General features: G+C 34.5%; 15 protein-coding genes and 3 tRNA genes. 2 read left to right on the forward strand and 16 right to left on the reverse strand.

The annotated features are described in order from the left end of the window. Positions 1-4 precede the first annotated feature (4 nt). The 3 genes from ACYIAQ_RS05185 to ACYIAQ_RS05195 all read right to left on the reverse strand — a co-directional run bounded on the left by ACYIAQ_RS05185 (position 5) and on the right by ACYIAQ_RS05195 (position 3,373). The gene (locus ACYIAQ_RS05185) at positions 5-1,474 is read right to left on the reverse strand and encodes a nicotinate phosphoribosyltransferase (RefSeq protein WP_483562760.1); all 1,470 of its coding nucleotides are present in this window, start codon (positions 1,472-1,474) and stop codon (positions 5-7) included. A 67-nt stretch (positions 1,475-1,541) separates the two neighbouring features. Further along, entirely contained in the window at positions 1,542-2,642 is a 1,101-nt protein-coding gene (locus ACYIAQ_RS05190; RefSeq protein WP_483562761.1) for a glycosyltransferase, read from the reverse strand. Beyond that, complete coding sequence (locus tag ACYIAQ_RS05195) at positions 2,639-3,373, reverse strand: WecB/TagA/CpsF family glycosyltransferase (RefSeq protein ID WP_122017803.1); 735 nt, start codon at positions 3,371-3,373, stop codon at positions 2,639-2,641. The genes ACYIAQ_RS05190 and ACYIAQ_RS05195 overlap by 4 nt, the downstream gene beginning before the upstream one ends. A 121-nt stretch (positions 3,374-3,494) precedes the next feature. Here ACYIAQ_RS05195 and tagD point away from each other — a divergent pair, with 121 nt between their 5' ends. Beyond that, positions 3,495-3,881 (forward strand): glycerol-3-phosphate cytidylyltransferase, encoded by a 387-nt coding sequence (gene tagD / locus ACYIAQ_RS05200; protein ID WP_122017802.1) that lies wholly within the window; start codon positions 3,495-3,497, stop codon positions 3,879-3,881. 350 nt (positions 3,882-4,231) lie between these two features. Here tagD and ACYIAQ_RS05205 read toward each other — a convergent pair whose 3' ends face one another. The 12 genes from ACYIAQ_RS05205 to pfkB all read right to left on the reverse strand — a co-directional run bounded on the left by ACYIAQ_RS05205 (position 4,232) and on the right by pfkB (position 14,798). Further along, on the reverse strand, positions 4,232-4,930 hold the full coding sequence (locus ACYIAQ_RS05205) for a GntR family transcriptional regulator (protein WP_483562762.1): 699 nt from the start codon (positions 4,928-4,930) through the stop codon (positions 4,232-4,234). Positions 4,931-5,003: 73 nt separating this feature from the next. Next, complete coding sequence (locus ACYIAQ_RS05210) at positions 5,004-6,119, reverse strand: hypothetical protein (RefSeq protein WP_483562763.1); 1,116 nt, start codon at positions 6,117-6,119, stop codon at positions 5,004-5,006. 164 nt (positions 6,120-6,283) lie between these two features. Then, positions 6,284-6,355 (reverse strand) — tRNA-Gln (locus ACYIAQ_RS05215). 7 nt (positions 6,356-6,362) lie between these two features. Further along, positions 6,363-6,444: transfer RNA gene (locus tag ACYIAQ_RS05220), tRNA-Tyr, on the reverse strand. 57 nt (positions 6,445-6,501) lie between these two features. Further along, positions 6,502-7,683: an aminotransferase class I/II-fold pyridoxal phosphate-dependent enzyme gene (locus ACYIAQ_RS05225; RefSeq protein ID WP_483562764.1), complete on the reverse strand. Its 1,182-nt coding sequence runs from the start codon at positions 7,681-7,683 to the stop codon at positions 6,502-6,504. Between the two features lie 123 nt (positions 7,684-7,806). Then, the gene (locus ACYIAQ_RS05230; RefSeq protein WP_483562765.1) at positions 7,807-8,511 is read right to left on the reverse strand and encodes a glycerophosphodiester phosphodiesterase family protein; all 705 of its coding nucleotides are present in this window, start codon (positions 8,509-8,511) and stop codon (positions 7,807-7,809) included. Between the two features lie 172 nt (positions 8,512-8,683). Then, a tRNA-Gln gene (locus ACYIAQ_RS05235) sits at positions 8,684-8,755 on the reverse strand. Between the two features lie 87 nt (positions 8,756-8,842). Next, complete coding sequence (locus ACYIAQ_RS05240; protein WP_483562766.1) at positions 8,843-9,358, reverse strand: GNAT family N-acetyltransferase; 516 nt, start codon at positions 9,356-9,358, stop codon at positions 8,843-8,845. A 61-nt stretch (positions 9,359-9,419) separates the two neighbouring features. Continuing rightward, positions 9,420-10,478: an SEC10/PgrA surface exclusion domain-containing protein gene (locus ACYIAQ_RS05245; RefSeq protein WP_483562767.1), complete on the reverse strand. Its 1,059-nt coding sequence runs from the start codon at positions 10,476-10,478 to the stop codon at positions 9,420-9,422. Positions 10,479-10,668: 190 nt separating this feature from the next. Further along, positions 10,669-11,304, reverse strand: coding sequence for an aggregation-promoting factor (apf, locus tag ACYIAQ_RS05250; RefSeq protein WP_483562768.1), 636 nt, complete (start codon positions 11,302-11,304; stop codon positions 10,669-10,671). A 643-nt stretch (positions 11,305-11,947) separates the two neighbouring features. After that, positions 11,948-13,867 carry a fructose-specific PTS transporter subunit EIIC gene (locus ACYIAQ_RS05255; RefSeq protein ID WP_483562769.1) on the reverse strand — a complete coding sequence of 640 codons (1,920 nt, stop codon included), beginning with the start codon at positions 13,865-13,867 and terminating at the stop codon, positions 11,948-11,950. A gap of 1 nt (position 13,868) precedes the next feature. Continuing rightward, complete coding sequence (pfkB, locus tag ACYIAQ_RS05260; RefSeq protein ID WP_483562770.1) at positions 13,869-14,798, reverse strand: 1-phosphofructokinase; 930 nt, start codon at positions 14,796-14,798, stop codon at positions 13,869-13,871. Between the two features lie 121 nt (positions 14,799-14,919). Between pfkB and ACYIAQ_RS05265 the strand changes: the two genes are divergently transcribed. Beyond that, the gene (locus tag ACYIAQ_RS05265; protein ID WP_483562771.1) at positions 14,920-15,681 is read left to right on the forward strand and encodes a MurR/RpiR family transcriptional regulator; all 762 of its coding nucleotides are present in this window, start codon (positions 14,920-14,922) and stop codon (positions 15,679-15,681) included. Between the two features lie 90 nt (positions 15,682-15,771). On the opposite strand, the gene ACYIAQ_RS05270 is transcribed toward ACYIAQ_RS05265, so the two are convergent. Then, positions 15,772-16,764, reverse strand: a complete 993-nt coding sequence (locus ACYIAQ_RS05270) for a tagatose 1,6-diphosphate aldolase (protein WP_483562772.1) — start codon at positions 16,762-16,764, stop codon at positions 15,772-15,774. Between the last annotated feature and the right edge of the window lie 236 nt (positions 16,765-17,000).

Consider the following 17,000-nt stretch of genomic DNA (forward strand, 5'->3'; position numbering starts at 1 on the left):
TTAATTATCTCCTTTTGGCAATTTGTTGACGAATATCCTTAATTAATTTCATCTTACTGTCATATAATTCTTGAGATAAATCAACTGGATATTCTTGCGGATTTAAACTTCTTTTATATTCATCCCATAAGCCATCTAAATTAGCAGCACAAAATTTCCTAATAGCCGTCAACTTTGGTTGCTGATAAATTAAGATTCCATTTTTAAAAATATCCTTCAATAGCGGTTCAGCTGTATAATTAGAAACCACTTTGTTGATGTAGGTATATTCGGGATGAAACATAAACAACGAATCAAATGTCCGTGGGTCAACGCCCGAACGTGCTATCCAATCACCCTCATTTTTCTTTTGAGTATTGGCAGAGATACGCCACACTTGTTTTTTACCCGGGGTAGAAACCTTGCTTGCGTTAGAAGAAATTTTCAACGTATCTTGCATTTGCTGATTGCCATCTTCAACCGAAACAAGTTTATAAACTGCTCCCAAAGCTGGCTGATCATAAGCTGTAATATATTTGGTACCAATTCCCCAAACATCAATCTTAGCCCCCTGCATTTTCAAACTAGTAATGGTTGTTTCATCTAAGTCATTTGATGCATAAATTTTAGTATTCTGGTAACCAGCTGCATCAAGTTCATGACGCACCTGTTTAGAGATGTATGCCATATCACCGGAATCGATCCTAACTCCCTGAAAATTAATTCTATCGCCCATTTCATTGGCAACTCGGATGGCATTTGGAACACCACTTCTTACCGTATCATAAGTATCAACTAAAAAGACACAATCTCGGTGCGTTTGTGCATAAGCTTTAAAAGCTTCGTATTCGCTACCAAAAGCTTCAACTAAAGAATGTGCATGTGTACCAGAAATTGGGATACCGAATAGTTTCCCTGCACGGACATTGCTAGTAGAATCAAATCCGCCAATATATGCCGCTCTTGTTCCCCAAAGCGCAGCATCCGTTTCTTGGGCCCTACGCGTTCCAAATTCCATGACACCGTCACCTTGAACCGCTAATTTTACACGTGCCGCTTTAGTTGCTAATAATGTCTGATAATTAATAATATTCAAGATCGTTGTTTCAACTAATTGGCACTGGGCTAACGGGCCTTCAATTTGCATTAATGGTTCATTGGCAAAAACAATTTCACCTTCACGCATCGAACGTACTGTTAACTTTAATTTGAAGTTACGCAAATAATCGATAAAATCAGCATCATAACCCACTTCCTCTTTGAGATATTGCAGATCACTCTCTTTAAATTTCAAATTTTGTAAATACAAAATAACATGTTGTAGGCCAGCAAAAACACCATAACCATTGCCAAAAGGTTCTTGACGATAATAGACTTCAAAGACAGCATTACGCTGAGCAATTCCTTTTTTAAAATACGTATACATCATATTGAGTTCATACAAATCTGTATGTAAAGTCAAGGAATCATCCTGATCTAATTCTTGATAAAACATTCTATCCTCTTAATTTAGTTCAAACAAATTTTGTTCTATTATAAACATTTCAATTAGTTTAAACAATTTAGTCGACTTTGAGTAATGAATGATAAACCCCCATTAGACTTGATAATTGCTTGTCTAAAGAGAAATTGTGAGCTAAATATTTTTTTTCACAAAGTGCCATTTGCGTGAGCTTTTTAGCAGGTAGATTTATAGCTGATTTTAGCGTCTGAGTAATTGAATCAAGATCACCAATTTGAGCCACAAAACCATGTCTTTCGTCAGGAATCATCATCCTAATATCACCAACATTTGTAGACATAATTGGTACCAAATTATCACTTGCTTCTAGTAAAACCAACGGAAAACTTTCCGAATAGGAACTTAGAACAGCTAAATCCATTTTACGATATAGTTTTTCCAGTTGCTGGTGTGTCAAAAAGCCTTCAAAAGTGACTTGCGATTCCAGTTTTAAGTCCTGAACCAATTTTTTTAATGTAATTAATTCTGAGCCGTCTCCAGCAATATAAAGATGGATATTGCTTTTATTAAGACGTTTCATTGCTTTTAACAATAGTTCTTGACCCTTAACCTTTTCCGTACGAGCAACATTAATAATATTAAAAGCTACGTGGTCTTCTTTAGACGAAAAGTATTGATTCTCATGAAAAAAAATACCATTATATATTACATGAACTTTTTCAGGTATAATTTGACCTTTAGTTATCAACAATTGAGCAAATTTCTGTGTTACTGCAAAAATGGCATCTGCCCTTTTTAGTGCACGCATATTGGCTACTGTAAAAGCATGACCAAGTAAACCTCTATTGGCAAAATCTAAGTAGGGATCAGAATGAACTGTTACACACCATTTAGCCTTAATTTTTGCTTTAATCAATGACAAAAACAAATTAGCGCGAGCCCCATGTGTATGCACAATGTCATAGTTACCTTGATTAATAAAAGTGACTAAACGTTTTAAACTACCTAAATCATATCGGCTTCGCGCTCCTAATACAAAAACAGGTAGACTTGCAGCTTTAGCAGCATGGGCAACTGGCCCCTGAGCAAAGCATAATAATGCAAAGTCCTGATTTTCAATCTTTGCTTCTCTTAACAAGTTAATGATATGAGTTAAGCCGCCACCTTCTTCGAGACCGGCGTTAACATGCAAAACTTTCATCTTTTTTTGTTCCTTTTTTCCTGATAAACATTCAGGACAAATTTGGGTAAAACCAACATTCGTTTACAACGTGTCGGATTTTTTAATAAACGGTAAAACCATTCTAAATGAGCCTTTTGCCAAAACTGTGGTGCCCGCTTAACTTCTCCTGAAAAGACGTCAAAACTACCACCAACGCCCATCATTAAAGCTGGCAAAAGATTTTTACGCAATAAAGCTAAAAGTTGTTCTTGTCGTGGCGACCCTAGAGCAGCAAATACCAAATCGGGTTCAGTACGTTCAATCTGATATGCTACTAGTTCTAAATCTTCATTAAAATATCCATCTTGCGCACCAACCAATTGAATATCTTGGTATTCCCGAGCAATCTTAGCTTGAATAGCATGAATAACGGTAGGCTTGGCACCAATTAAGTAAACTCGCAAACCACGATCATTAGCCAAGGTCATTAGCCAAGAAAACAAATCATAGCCAGTTACGCGTTCTTTTAATGGTGTCTCTAAAATTTTAGCTGCTTTAATAATACCAATCCCATCTGCTGTTATATAATCCGCATCATAACCTAAGAGTTTCATAAATTCAGGATTTTCATTCGCAGTCATCACAATTTCAGGATTAGCGGTCACCACCAACGTAGACTGGTGATTGTTAATTCGTCCAATAAATTTATTTTGAAACTGGTTAAAGCTTTTATTATCAAAATTAACGCCTAAAACATTTACTTTATCCATGACTATCTCCCTCATGTCCGATTTACTTTATTTTAGCAAACTATTAGGTTTTGAGGGACAGGTTTTACCTTTTCTATAAATATGATACTATTATTTTGTTAAATTAACGGGAGCGCTATATATGAAAAAAGTTATTACTTATGGAACATTCGATTTGTTACATTATGGACACATTCGTTTATTGAAACGTGCTAAAGAATTAGGTGATTATTTAATTGTTGGACTTTCAACAGACGAATTTAACGAATTACAAAAGCATAAGGAATCGTATAATAGCTATGCAGAACGTAAATACATCTTAGAAGCCATTCGCTACGTTGATGAGGTGATTCCTGAACAAGATTGGGAACAAAAAATCCAAGATATTAAAAAGTATAATATTAACACCTTTGTCATGGGAAGCGACTGGCAGGGCAAGTTTGACTTTTTAAAACCATATTGCGAAGTTATTTACTTGCCTCGAACACCAGGTGTTTCAACTAGCAAAATAAAAAATGATTTAAAGTAAAAGACGAGAATCGAATTCGATTCTCGTCTTTTTGTTTCGAAATATAATAAAAATGTCAAACTCGTTATCAAATTTTTGCCAACCAAACTGATTTAAACATTATTTCTTAAAATCATATTTCATAATAAATTATTTAAGCCAATAATCCTGTAGCATACTTTACCAGTTTTAAATTTAATGATGGTAAGAATTACAAATATCAAACTCAACTTATCTTTTAACTGCTAATAATATTTGTTTTTAAGCAATCCCCCAAAATCACTATAACTATAGGCTCTTTGCTAGTTAGTTTAAACTAACAGAGAATAATTTCATTAATTCGTTTGTAAACCCAATACATAATCACATCATTATTTTGAAAATGTAAATTCAAAGCGATCAGCCACATAGCTTGCTCTGGTATATTCAAATGGTTCTCCAGTCAAAAACTCAGTAACCTGAAGACGAGTAATCAATGCTTCACCCTTTTTTGCATCAAGTAAACGGGCTGTATTTTCATTGGCGATCGCTGCAGAAATATGTTCGGTTACCCGACCAATTTGATAACCATTCTTCTTCAATGTATGGTACAAATGTGCCGAAATATCTGCCTTGGACATTCCCATAATTAGTTGCTGCGGAATTGTCACAACTTCATAACAAATTGGTATATTATCTGCATAGCGAATTCGTTCCATTCGTAGAATTTCTTGGTTATCCGTTAACCCAAGCCGCTCACTCTCAGATAATGTTGGCTTGCCCACTCGATACGAAATCAATTTGCTTGACGGAACCTGACCATTAGCATGGGTTATTTCCGTAAATGACATGATGCCCGACATCTTCTCTTGAACCTTCTGATTAGCAACATATGTGCCACTACCTAAACGTTGTTCTAAAATTCCTTCATCTTCGAGTGTTTTAATTGCTTGACGCAAAGTCATACGCGAAACGCCGAATTTTAGAGCAAGCTGTCGCTCGGCTGGTATTCTGCTACCAACCCGATAAACGTGATTTTCAATTTCACGCTTAATTTGATTATGAATTTTGATATACATTGGTTCTTCCATCAGCATGCCTCCTATTATATTATAACTCAAATTGGTCTAGTTATGATAAAGTAAAATTAATTGATTTCTCTAACTAATTTTTTCTAGTGGTCCACTTCATACCTAAGATTTGAACCTTGGCATCGCGGCTGCATTCCACCAGAATTGACTCATCACTGGTAGCAAGAACACTGGCATGCATTTTTGCCCAATCCTTTACTGCTAAATCAGCACCATTAGAATTAAGTATTAGATCATGTCCTTCAAGTTGAGCACGATCACTTAACGCCAGAAAGTATTGATACTCATTACCTCCATTGAATGTACTTCGACGCACATTACATTTTACATTATCCTGAAAATCAGCATGATTTAAAATTATCGTATTAATCAATGTTATTTGTGTATCATTAACTGCAACTAAACGACTAATGCGACTATTTTGAATAATAACAGAGGGCTTTTTGTCAAGATAAATTCCCCCTTCAAAGTTGCTAGCAATAATATTAACCCATGACTCATCCGTGATATACAAACTAGTATCATCATGCGATAAAATTTTGCTATTTAGCATATTCAGCCAAACCTGTCCCTGTAATAACATTGTGTCCGCAACTGAATTATTCAAATCAAGTTCCACATTACTTTTGGTAAAAGTATCAATACTACCATAAATACGTGAATTACTAATAATTGCTGTACCGTGACCTTCTAAAGCTAAAGCACTAAAATCTTCAGCAATATTTTCAATTGAAGAATCGTTCATCTCTAAACGAAAATCAGAATCTGCAAATAAAGAAACAGAGCCATTTAAAATAACAGTTGAATATAATTCTAAAGTAACCTTACCATTGGCCGCCAAAACTGCCGTATCATTACCATAGCCTTTTACAAGACAATTGCGCAAGGTTAAATACGTGTTAGCTTCGGCTGGCACGAATAGACTATTAGAATCATCATTAGTATTGATACATAGATTTTCCAGATTAACAAACTGACTATCAGCCGCTAAATTTAAATAACCCAAAATGGTTGTCTCCTCTGGAAGATTTCCTGTGCCTTTAATTGTAATATCTGATAGCAATATATCTGGTGGCATTTCGTAAAAACCCGGTTCTAGTAACAGGACGTCATCTGCACGCAAATCTTTCAATGCATCGTGCCAATCAATTTCGCCGCCACCGGCCCCCACTTTAACTAATCTTGCCATAAAAATCCTTTCTTGATGAAAAGTAAGCCAGCTACTATTGTACTATCTTCATCACTGAATAGCTAAAATCAGCTTTAAAACAATAAATATTATTAAATTAAAATTTAGTTGATAAAAGCAAGTAAAAAGGCAACCATTACAGCTGCCTAAATTTAGTATTGATATTGGGTTAGCTGGATTCGAACCAGCGCATACTAGTACCAAAAACTAGTGCCTTACCGCTTGGCTATAACCCAGTGATAGTGGAGGAGGGTGGATTCGAACCGCCGAACTCAGAGAGAGCGGTTTTACAGACCGCCGCGTTTAGCCACTTCGCTACTCCTCCGTTACGCACGTTAATTATCTTACCTAAAAACATACGTAAATGCAAGTAAAAATTTGATTATTTTCGATTTTCTTTTACATATTTTTCAAGCCGTTTAAGCCCTTCTTCAATTTGAGACATTGCCACGGCGTAAGAAAAACGAATATAGCCTTCGCCACCCTTGGCAAAACATGATCCACCAGTTACAGCCACATGTGCTTTATCTACCAAATCGTAAATAAACTTACTATCATCCTGCTCAAAGCCAGTTGGGATTTTAGCAAAAATATAAAACGCACCTTCAGGTTTAGCACAAACAAAGCCAAGCTTAGTCAATCCTTCATATAAAACATCACGTCTTTTTTGAAATTCCAATTTCATTTGCTGTGCATCATCCATCCCATTCTTGAAAGCCTCTTCAGCAGCATCTTGCATCGGAGTTGGCTCAGTTGTAACAATTGTCTGATGAACCTTAGCAATTTGAGTCAAAATTTCTTTTGGTGCACAAACAATTCCAATTCGGTAACCAGTCATTGCCCAAGACTTAGAAACACCATTCATTAAGATTACTTGATCATGCAATGATTTTTCCATTGAAGCATGCGGCTGATCATAATTTAACTCACTATAAATTTCATCACATAAAGCAAAAATCGGCCGATCACGAATTACATCTGCTAAAGCATCAAGTTCAGACTGAGTATATACAACACCTGTTGGATTTGTGGGGTAATTCATAACTAACATTCGTACCCGGTCACCATATTGATCAATGACTTGCTGTAGTTGTTTAGGTGTCAATTTGAAATCACTTTGAGATGTATCAATTTCAACCACCTCAATTCCTTCATTAATAATTGCTTCATCAGACATGTATAACGAAAATATTGGCGTTGGTACAACCATTACATCACCAGGATTTAAAACCGCAACCACTGTATCAAAAATCCCTTCACTTACACCATTAGTAACCAAAACCTCAGTAGCAGGATCATATGTTTGACCATACTTTTTCTTTAAAAATATACTGGCCGCAGTTCTTAAACCTATCGTTCCATTAGACGGAGCATAATGCGAATGATTATCAGTAATTGACTTTTGTGCAGCTTCCTTAATATGATCTGGAGTATTAAAATCTGGCTCACCCAGAGTAAATTTTACCACGTCGGGAATTTGACCTGCATACGTCGCAAACTTTAAAATTGGATTTTCAGGAGTATCGGCTAAACCATTTCTCATATAATTAGTTAAATTAATCATTTTTATTATTCCTTTCGCTTTTATTAATAAATTATACATTTTATTAATAAAACTTGCTATATTTTTTAATTTTTAATTAACAAAAAAGACGCATACATTGCGTCTTTTTAATAAAATTAGTTTTTAATCCTGTACCTGATTCCTTATTTTTGTCATCAAAGGATAATTATCTGTAAAAATCCCAGCTACATGAGACTCAAAACACTTTTGAGCAACTTTTGGATCGTCCACTGTCCAAATACGTTGTGAAATCGCCTTTGTTGTAGGTAATAATTGCTTAGGATGAATACCCGCAAAATGATTATCCGCAATTAATTTGGCGGGATTAGCGACCTTTTCATCAGTTAAATAACAATAAATTTGATTAGGATCAATTTCCTGACAGTTTTTCAGCGTAACGTAATCAAAGGAAGAATAGATAATGGGATGATTAAAACTGTATTTTTTGGCCAAATTTAATACAATTTTTTCAATTCCTGAATAGTGAATAACACCAGTTTTGAATTCAAGGTTAATAACAATATCTCGATTATTAACTAATTTAAATACTTCTTGTAGCAATGGAACTGGCTCACCATTTGCCAAATGCAATTGACGCAATTCTTTTAAAGTGAAATCTTTAAGATAACCTATTCCATCGGTAGTACGATCAACACGCTCATCATGCATAATCACAGGGATCATATCTTTAGTTAGTTGTACATCAAATTCAATACCATCGGCACCATTTTTAACAGCATCAGCAAAACCAGCAAGCGAGTTTTCAGCAAACTTGGCTGGATAACCACGGTGACCAAAGACAATTGTTTTATTTTTGACTTTTTCCATTTTTATATATTTTGAACCTCAAATAATTAGTTTTTAATATAGAAGTACAATGGATAATGTTAAACCTTTTAGTACAAATTTGATACCTAAAAGCAAAAATATTTTTAATTTTTTTGATAAAAAAAACAGTCAAACGACTGCTTCTTTCTGGGTTGGGTGTTCGTATGAACAATTGGGTTAGCTGGATTCGAACCAGCGCATACTAGTACCAAAAACTAGTGCCTTACCGCTTGGCTATAACCCAATCAAACTGAGCTTTTCCTCATCGCTCAACATTATTAGTATAGAAAATTGTTGACTGCGAGTCAAGAAAAAATTTATTTTTTTAAAGTTATAAATTAAGCTCGTAAGCATAACGCATACCATCTTGACCGCTATCGACATGAATGATACCACGATACTCAAATCCTGTTGCCTTAATTAATCCCTGCATCCTCAAATTAGAAGCATGAGTATCTATTCGAAAGTTATGTATTCCTAACAACATACCACGTGAAATCAGATTTGATATCAAAATTTTCCCTAATTGTTGTCCTCGAAAGACAGATAAAATTGCTACCCTATGGATGGTCGCATATGGAGCATTCGTGGTTCGCCAAGAACCTTCAATCTGTTGATAAGTCGGCTCAATTCCGCATTGCAGAATTGCTACACCCACAACTTGAGAATCATTTATTAAACAGTATGCTTGTTTTTTGATAATATCTTCATTTATCATTGCTTGATTAGGACGACCGTTTTGCCATTGTGGATTACCATCATTCTTTAACAATTTCTTGGCATCAGTGATAATATTCATAATTTTTGCCAAATCTTTAGTTTCAGCCAGTCTAATATATATTGCCATTGTCCTGTCCTCACTTTTTAAGAACAAAAATAAAACTAACTTATTAGATTACTTTAAAGTGTTATGGTTGAAATCCAATATTATACTTTTTGCTTTTTACTACATAAGTCGGCACACTAATGAAGTGCAAAGAACAAATATTACTAGTATGTGAAATACTGAAGCCAAAATAATTATAATCGCCATCATGTAATGAGCCTTGCGTATTTAATAAGTCACCAGCATGGTCCCATTCCTGATAATAACTACGATTATTGCGACCATCTTCTCCACTACCAGTATATCCGAACAGCATTTGTTTCAGGCCAAAATAGATACTTTTTTTAAGTTGCGTCATTGTCATAGTTTGGGTAGGATTGTAAAATCCAGCCATATCTTCAACATAATTATTATCCAAATTCAGTCCGTTAGTTTTACAGGCTCGAACAATCCCAGGAATATAGTGACTATTTCTAATAGTTTGATTATTTCTAGCATACTCAACGGCAATATCTTGAGCCAATTTAGATGTTCCTATACTATTAACCCAAGGCATAAGCCCCAAGTCGCTTCTAGCATCATTGATTAGACGCAAGCTAAACTCAGTTAAACTTTTGATTTGATCAGAAGTTATTGCATCCAAATTCACTTGTATCAAATCGTCTGTCTTTGATTCACTCGACTTAACGTGGCTGAAGTCATTAACTTTCATTCCCCGCATTGATGCATCAATAAAAGCTTTACTTGGCTTTCCTTGATATGCTCGCAATACTTCCGCCTTAGTATATCCGGAAGGTAATTTCAACTTAGCTTTAATATAAATCGGTGAACTTTGTTTTCTTTTTTGCTTGACATCTTTTGCTAAAATCCAATGAGAATTATTACCAATCTTGTATGCGAGAATTTTTTTCTTACCAATTCTCTTTTTAATACTATACGGATAAGACGTTTTAGCACTAGCATAAAAACCGGAGATCTTTCCTGATTCATTATATAGTCGTGGTTTCTTCTGGGATTTAACTACAACATATCCTTTAACTGTTGCAGCATGTACCTGTTGTGCTTGATTCACCATGATTTGCAAAATAGTCATACATAAGAAAACATTAGTTATTACAAGCATTATTTTGCTTTTATTCATTTATCTTCCCCAAGAATATCTTTCAGTTAATTGACGTTTATAACTTTATAGACAATTTTAAAACTTAATTACTATTAATAGCAATTAATTTACGCATTTTAAAATATAATTATTTTTACAAAAAAGGCACCAGTTTTAGCGACTAGTGCCTACTTATATATTATTTATTTAAAACGAAATGGAAATATGATTAATACCAGCCATTAGCTTGCCAAAATTGTTTAGCTGCTACCCATGAGCCATAGCGACTTGCCACGTAATTATCAGCTACACGTTCTTGATTAGCTGCGGAATAATCTCCATTTAAGTAAGATGATGATAATTGATACTTACCGATGTATTGGCCATTTTGTGCACTGTATGAGCCACTAGATTCGCGGTTAGCAATCCAAGCTTTAGCACTGGATTCTGAATCAGATGCAACTGCGGTATAGTTAACACTATTATTTGCATTGTCACTCGCAACTACTTCTTGAGATTGCGTTTGAGTTTGTGCTGGGTAATATCCTTGGTTAACATACTTTGCCTTTACCCATTGGTTCTTGCCCAAGTCATACCACTTATGACCATACTGATCATAAGCCGTTTTAATGACTTTCCAAGAAGAATTACTTGGTAAAACTTGTCCAGTAGCTTCAGGTTGCTCATAACTGTTCCATACACGAATTTGATTTCCCTCGACATAATTTACAGTTACAACTGCTGCATCATTTTCAACGATAGCTGCGTGAACTGTGTTTGTTTTTGCACTGTTCATCACAGCAACGCCTGAAGCGGATAATGCTGCTACTGCTGCTGATTTAACTAAGATCGATTTTACCTTCAAAAAATTTCTCTCCTTATAAAGTTTCATATCTATACTATTCCCATCAAATTGAAAAACAGAAATCTACTTATCAATTTGATTGTCTATATATTACAGTGTTTTAATTGCAGAACAATAACAGAACTATCACTCCCGCTTTAAGAAAAGATTACTCTGTTAAAAATTCTTGTCACATTTGTAACATTTAATTTATAAGCATATTTTTAAGCAAAAACGCACAAGAACAATGATTTGAGATACAATTGCTTAGTCTAAAGACTCGTATTTGCATTAAGCAATTTAGTATGAAGGTAACTATTTTTGCAACACAATTGAAAAATACCTTTACAAAACTATCGTTGTTTTTTATTTAAAGTGCTATAGTTAAGCTAAAAGTTTTACTGAAGGAGGGAGAATAATGAGTAAATATCTCGTTAAGTTGGATGAAAAAGACTGGCAAATGATCAAAGATTGTCATACTAAGAATCTTTCAATTATGAAGGCACTGGATAATGCTAAAAAAATAGAAGAGTAAGAGTTTCTCAAAATTTTATTGTTTAACATGAGAGCACTTATTTTTTATTGTAAACACACTGAAATAAAAAATATGGAAAAGCGGCTAAAGGAAAATTAAACCTTTAACCGCTTTTTAGCATGTGATCAATTAAAATTTAGTATTTTTAAACAAGTTAAAAATATCTTGAGACGTATTAGCAGCCTTTAGCTTAGTAATAAAATCTTTATGAGTTAGTAATTTGGCCGTATTTGATAAATATTTTAGGTGCTCATTACTGTCAACTTGTGGAATTAAAAATGAAATTACCGTATCAATTTTATGCCCATCCAATGATTGCCAGTCTATTGGATGCTTTAATTTAAGAATTAGCATTGCTGATTTTTCAATTGCAGCTGATTGAGCGTGCGGAATTGCAAAACCATCTGTCATACCCGTCGAACCTTCTTGTTCACGGTTAGCATAACTAGCATAAACTTTTTCACTATCATTAGCTAAATTATTGTTAACTGCAAAATTAGCTAAATATTTTAAAGCCTCATCACGATTTGATATATCAACATCTGTTTTAATATTTCTTATTTCTAAGATATCACTCGGATCAAATGTTTTCTCATTTGTTGCTGTTGTTTCATTTTTTATTTTGGAAGAAGTAGGTATCACAACATTTTCAGTGGATATTGCATCCTTTTTGGCAAAACGAGAAGCAATCAATGCCAATAAAGCACCGGAAATAATTGAACCTATTACAATCCACAAAACCCACAAAAGTGGTTTATTAACTAATGGTAAAACGATAAAACCGCCGTGAGGTGCAGGCACACTTATCCTGGAAATATAGGTAAGAACAGAAGCTACAGCTGAACCAATCATAAATGCGGGAATATTCCATAAAGGATGTTTAGCAGCAAATGGAATAGCTCCTTCCGTAATATGGGTTGAACCAAGTAGGAAATTAACATAACCAGCAGCTTTTTCACTCTTAGAATAATGCTTAGGATTCATTAAAACAGCAAATCCTGTGGCTAGTGGTGGGGCAATACATGCAGCAGAAACACCAGCCATGAAGTAATAATTACCTTGTGCAAGTAAAACAGTTCCCGTTACATAGGCAGCTTTATTAATTGGTCCACCAAAATCAGATGCGCACATTATTCCGACAATGATTCCAAGTAAAATCGGATTAGTGTTTTCAAAACCCTTGAGCCATGTCATCATACCTACATTAATCGCTTTAATCGGTGTATTTAATAAATACATGATAGAACCAGTGATTAAAACTCCTAGAACTGGAAATAGAAAAATTGATTTTAAGCCGCGAAATTTATCATCTGGTAATGGTTTAAATAATTTTTGTAATCCCCAAACCACAATTGTTGCTAAATATCCACCAACAATGGCGCCCAGAAATCCACCACCACCATTAAATGTAATAAAACCAGCAGCTAATCCGACAACAAAACCTGTTCGTTGAGCCAATGCTTCTGCAATATACGCTCCTAAGACTGGGGCCATCAAATTCATGGTCGTACTACCGACCGTGTTTAACATGGCCGCAAATTGATTGTATTCACTACTCTTAGGATCAGCCGAATTAATTCCCCAGAAGAAGGAAATTGCGATCAAAACACCGCCTGCAACAACAAATGGCAACATATGCGATACACCATTCATTAGTGATGTATACAATTTATTTCCTACACTTTGGTTATTTTCACTAATCATATCAGAATTACTCGAATTTTGACCTTCTTTATAAATAGGAGCATTCAATGCACGATTGATCAACTTTTCGGGTTCCTTTAATCCATGAGCCACAGGAACCACAACTAACTTTTTACCTGCAAAACGATCAGTATCAACATCTATATCGGACGCAACAATTATAGCTTTAGCTTCTCTTATTTCTTGAGCTGTCAAATGATTTTCAACCCCAGTTTGTCCATGAGTTTCAATTTTGATCGTATAGCCAAGCTTTTTTGCGGCCTTTTCCAAGGCCTCTTCGGCCATAAAAGTATGCGCAACACCAGTAGCACAACCTGTTGCACCTACCAAATCATATTTTGTCATATTAATTCATCCCTTCTTTTACTGAAATCTGTGGTAATAATTCATCTAAATCAAACTCAGTTAAGCCAATTCTGCTTGCAGTGTCGCTACCTGCCGCCACCGCCATCTTTAAAGCTTCTTCAACTGGTTTGTTTTTTTCTAATAGAGCAATAAAAGTTCCCAGCATTGTATCGCCTGCACAAGCCGAATTGACTACTTTGATTTTGGGCGCATTGGCAAATAAAATACGATTATTATTAATCAATGCTGCTCCTTGCGCCCCTAAAGAAACCAAAACATTTTTGCAACCACCCGCCAATAATTTTTGTGACAATTCTACGATCTTCTTTTTAGTTAATTTTTCTTTGCAGTTAAAAAGTTTTGCTAATTCTGCATCATTCGGTTTTAGCAAAAATGGCTGAAATTGCAAAGTATCAAGAATTGCCGGGTAACTACTATCAATAACCAACTTAGCTCTCTTATTCTTAGCAATTTTAGCAATCTTAACCAAAATATTGGGTTTAATTCCCTTGGAAAAACTTCCAGAAATCACTACAATATCATTAGTTACTAAATTAGTGGTTAGATACTGCAAAAATTTATTCTGAACGGTTTGATTAATTACAGGTCCTGGATTTACCTCTTTATATTCAGTATTTTCGTCAATGACATTTGTAAAAACATTAACTCTAGTTGGTTCCTTAACTTTAAAAAAATTAGTTTGTATACCTTTTTCTTTTAATCCAGAAACGATATAATCCAATGTAAAACCACCGCCAATACCAGTAGCAACACTAGTGATACCCAACTTTTTTAAAACAAATGAAACATTAACTCCTTTACCATTAGGTTGTAACTCGAATTTTTCTGTTCGATTAACAACTTGAGGTTTTAACTTCCTTGTCACAATTACTAAATCAATTGCAGGATTTAAAGTTACTGTATAAATCAAAGCTCTCTTCTCCTTTTTCTTGCCTTTTGCTTTATTATAAAGATAATTTAGTGTAACGATTTTCTTAAATGATAGCGTTTACTATAATAAACAGAAAAAGTTTTACAAATGAGGTAAATCAATGCCAACTAAAGAACTCAGTTCTGCTGAACTTCACTTATGGAATATTGTCGAAAATAATCCTGAACAAATTGCAAAAATGTCAATAGTTAAATTAAGTCAATTCGCAAATGTATCTACTGCTACAATCGTACGCACAATGCAAAAAATGGGTTATAGCGGTTATACTTCTTACCGTGAATCTTTGAAACTAAAGAGTAAATCAAACTCTGCCTTTAGCGTCTTAAATGACGCTGACGATAAAATCCGTCATGTTATTACTAAAAACGAAATTGAGATGAACAATACTCTCCATAATCTCAGCTATAGCACAATTGAAGACAGTATTTCATTGACTAAACAAGCAAAAATTGTCTTTATTTTTGCTCGCGGTCTCTCAGAATCAATTGCCAATGAATTAATGGTTAAGTTGCAGTTAACTGGGAAATATTGTGAATTTCATTCTGACCCAAATATTATTAAAACTATGGCTAGTAAAATTAAGCCTAATGCACTTGCCATTTTTATTACCCTAAATGGCGAAACCGAAGAGTTAGTTGCGGCAGCAGCCATTTTGAATAAAAATGAAATACCAATTTTAACTTTTACTACCAATCCAGCTGGAAGTATCATGTCTTATTCCACCCTGTCATTTATCGGATATATATCAAAAACAAATTACTTTCCTGAATATGAGGTGCGTTCACGTTTACCTTTGCAAATTATGACACGTATTTTTAGTGACGCTTATTCTGTTAGAACTGACTTTTATAAAAACAAATAAAAAAACACGAAGCTATTTAAATAACTTCGTGCTAGTAATTTATATAGTAAATTTCAAAATATCTGTTCTTAACTAGAAGCTTTTATAACATTATTCAACTTCTAACTTATCATGCCAAGACTTTGCTCCTTTGAGTGCTTTGTTTAAATTTTCGATATTTTCTTTGCCTTTAGTTGCAAGCCATTTGCGCCCTGCTTCTTCACTTTCGCCTGCAAATGGTGTAATTGCTGGTTTCCATGTAGCTCGGCCACAAAGAACACCATTAAATTTTGCCCCCACATCCTCAGCCATTTTAATCTCAGCAATAAATTCCTCGCTTGTTACACCAGCTGATAAAAAGATATAAGGTAGATCGGTTGCTTCGGATTGTTTTTTCAATAATTTTTTAGCTTCATCTTGAGTATAAATAACGTTGTTATTGCCATTAAAGCCTTCAACATACTTAAGATTAAAGGGAATTTCCACCTTTAAAACCGTCACATTATATTGAGGTTTTGAGAATTCTTGCATGGTTGCAATAACTTTAGCAGCCTTAACTTTAGCAAAATCTTCACTCTTAGCATCAGTAATCTTGGAATCATAAGTTAATAATTCCAAAAATAATGGCAATTCGTTGGCCTTGGCTTCTGCACCAACTCTTTCAACGAATGCTTTCTTCTTGTCATTAATTTCCGCACCCTCATCAGGATCGTAGTAAACCAAGAACTTTATAGCATCACCGTCTTCATTTTTTATGCGCAGCCCTGACTGGTTGGCAATTAAATCTGGCATTCTACCAGGTTCAGTAGTGTCATATCCAGTCTTTTCATATGATAAAAGCAATCCACAATTCTTATCTCTAACTTTAGTAGCCGGAAGACCATACTCAGGATCTGTCAATATTGAAGAAGCATAAGGCGTTAGTTCACTTGAAACTGCCTTTTTAAAATCAACGATTGTTGTTTCATCTGCTGGCTTATTAGCCGCAGCAGCCAACATTTTTTTTAGTGATCCCCGTTGATCAATAGCTAAGGCACTAATTACACCATCTTTAGTTGATAAATTAGCCATATGCTTAGCAACAGTAGAAGTAATTGTTCTCATTATATATCTCCTTTGATAATTTTTTAATCGCACACAATTATTATATACTCAAATTGCTAGCTTTAAAAGCGGTACCAATCTTTGTGTAAAGCTTTACAGATGATTTATTATTTTAGAAAAACTTTACTCAATACTGTATCTAATCTATTTGAATTTCAACATTTTTATTCCTAAAATTTACAAGACTTGAATATTTATTTTGTGTTAGAATTTAACTAATAAAAAGTTAACACAAA

Source organism: Lactobacillus sp. X-49 (genome assembly GCF_057063645.1).

Coding starts and splice junctions, on each gene's coding strand:
- ACYIAQ_RS05185 (WP_483562760.1), bottom strand. CDS start 1,474: ATGTTTTATCAAGAATTAGATCAGGATGATTCCTTGACTTTACATACA.
- ACYIAQ_RS05190 (WP_483562761.1), bottom strand. CDS start 2,642: ATGAAAGTTTTGCATGTTAACGCCGGTCTCGAAGAAGGTGGCGGCTTA.
- ACYIAQ_RS05195 (WP_122017803.1), bottom strand. CDS start 3,373: ATGGATAAAGTAAATGTTTTAGGCGTTAATTTTGATAATAAAAGCTTT.
- tagD (WP_122017802.1), top strand. CDS start 3,495: ATGAAAAAAGTTATTACTTATGGAACATTCGATTTGTTACATTATGGA.
- ACYIAQ_RS05205 (WP_483562762.1), bottom strand. CDS start 4,930: ATGGAAGAACCAATGTATATCAAAATTCATAATCAAATTAAGCGTGAA.
- ACYIAQ_RS05210 (WP_483562763.1), bottom strand. CDS start 6,119: ATGGCAAGATTAGTTAAAGTGGGGGCCGGTGGCGGCGAAATTGATTGG.
- ACYIAQ_RS05225 (WP_483562764.1), bottom strand. CDS start 7,683: ATGATTAATTTAACTAATTATATGAGAAATGGTTTAGCCGATACTCCT.
- ACYIAQ_RS05230 (WP_483562765.1), bottom strand. CDS start 8,511: ATGGAAAAAGTCAAAAATAAAACAATTGTCTTTGGTCACCGTGGTTAT.
- ACYIAQ_RS05240 (WP_483562766.1), bottom strand. CDS start 9,358: ATGGCAATATATATTAGACTGGCTGAAACTAAAGATTTGGCAAAAATT.
- ACYIAQ_RS05245 (WP_483562767.1), bottom strand. CDS start 10,478: ATGAATAAAAGCAAAATAATGCTTGTAATAACTAATGTTTTCTTATGT.
- ACYIAQ_RS05255 (WP_483562769.1), bottom strand. CDS start 13,867: ATGACAAAATATGATTTGGTAGGTGCAACAGGTTGTGCTACTGGTGTT.
- ACYIAQ_RS05265 (WP_483562771.1), top strand. CDS start 14,920: ATGCCAACTAAAGAACTCAGTTCTGCTGAACTTCACTTATGGAATATT.
- ACYIAQ_RS05270 (WP_483562772.1), bottom strand. CDS start 16,764: ATGAGAACAATTACTTCTACTGTTGCTAAGCATATGGCTAATTTATCA.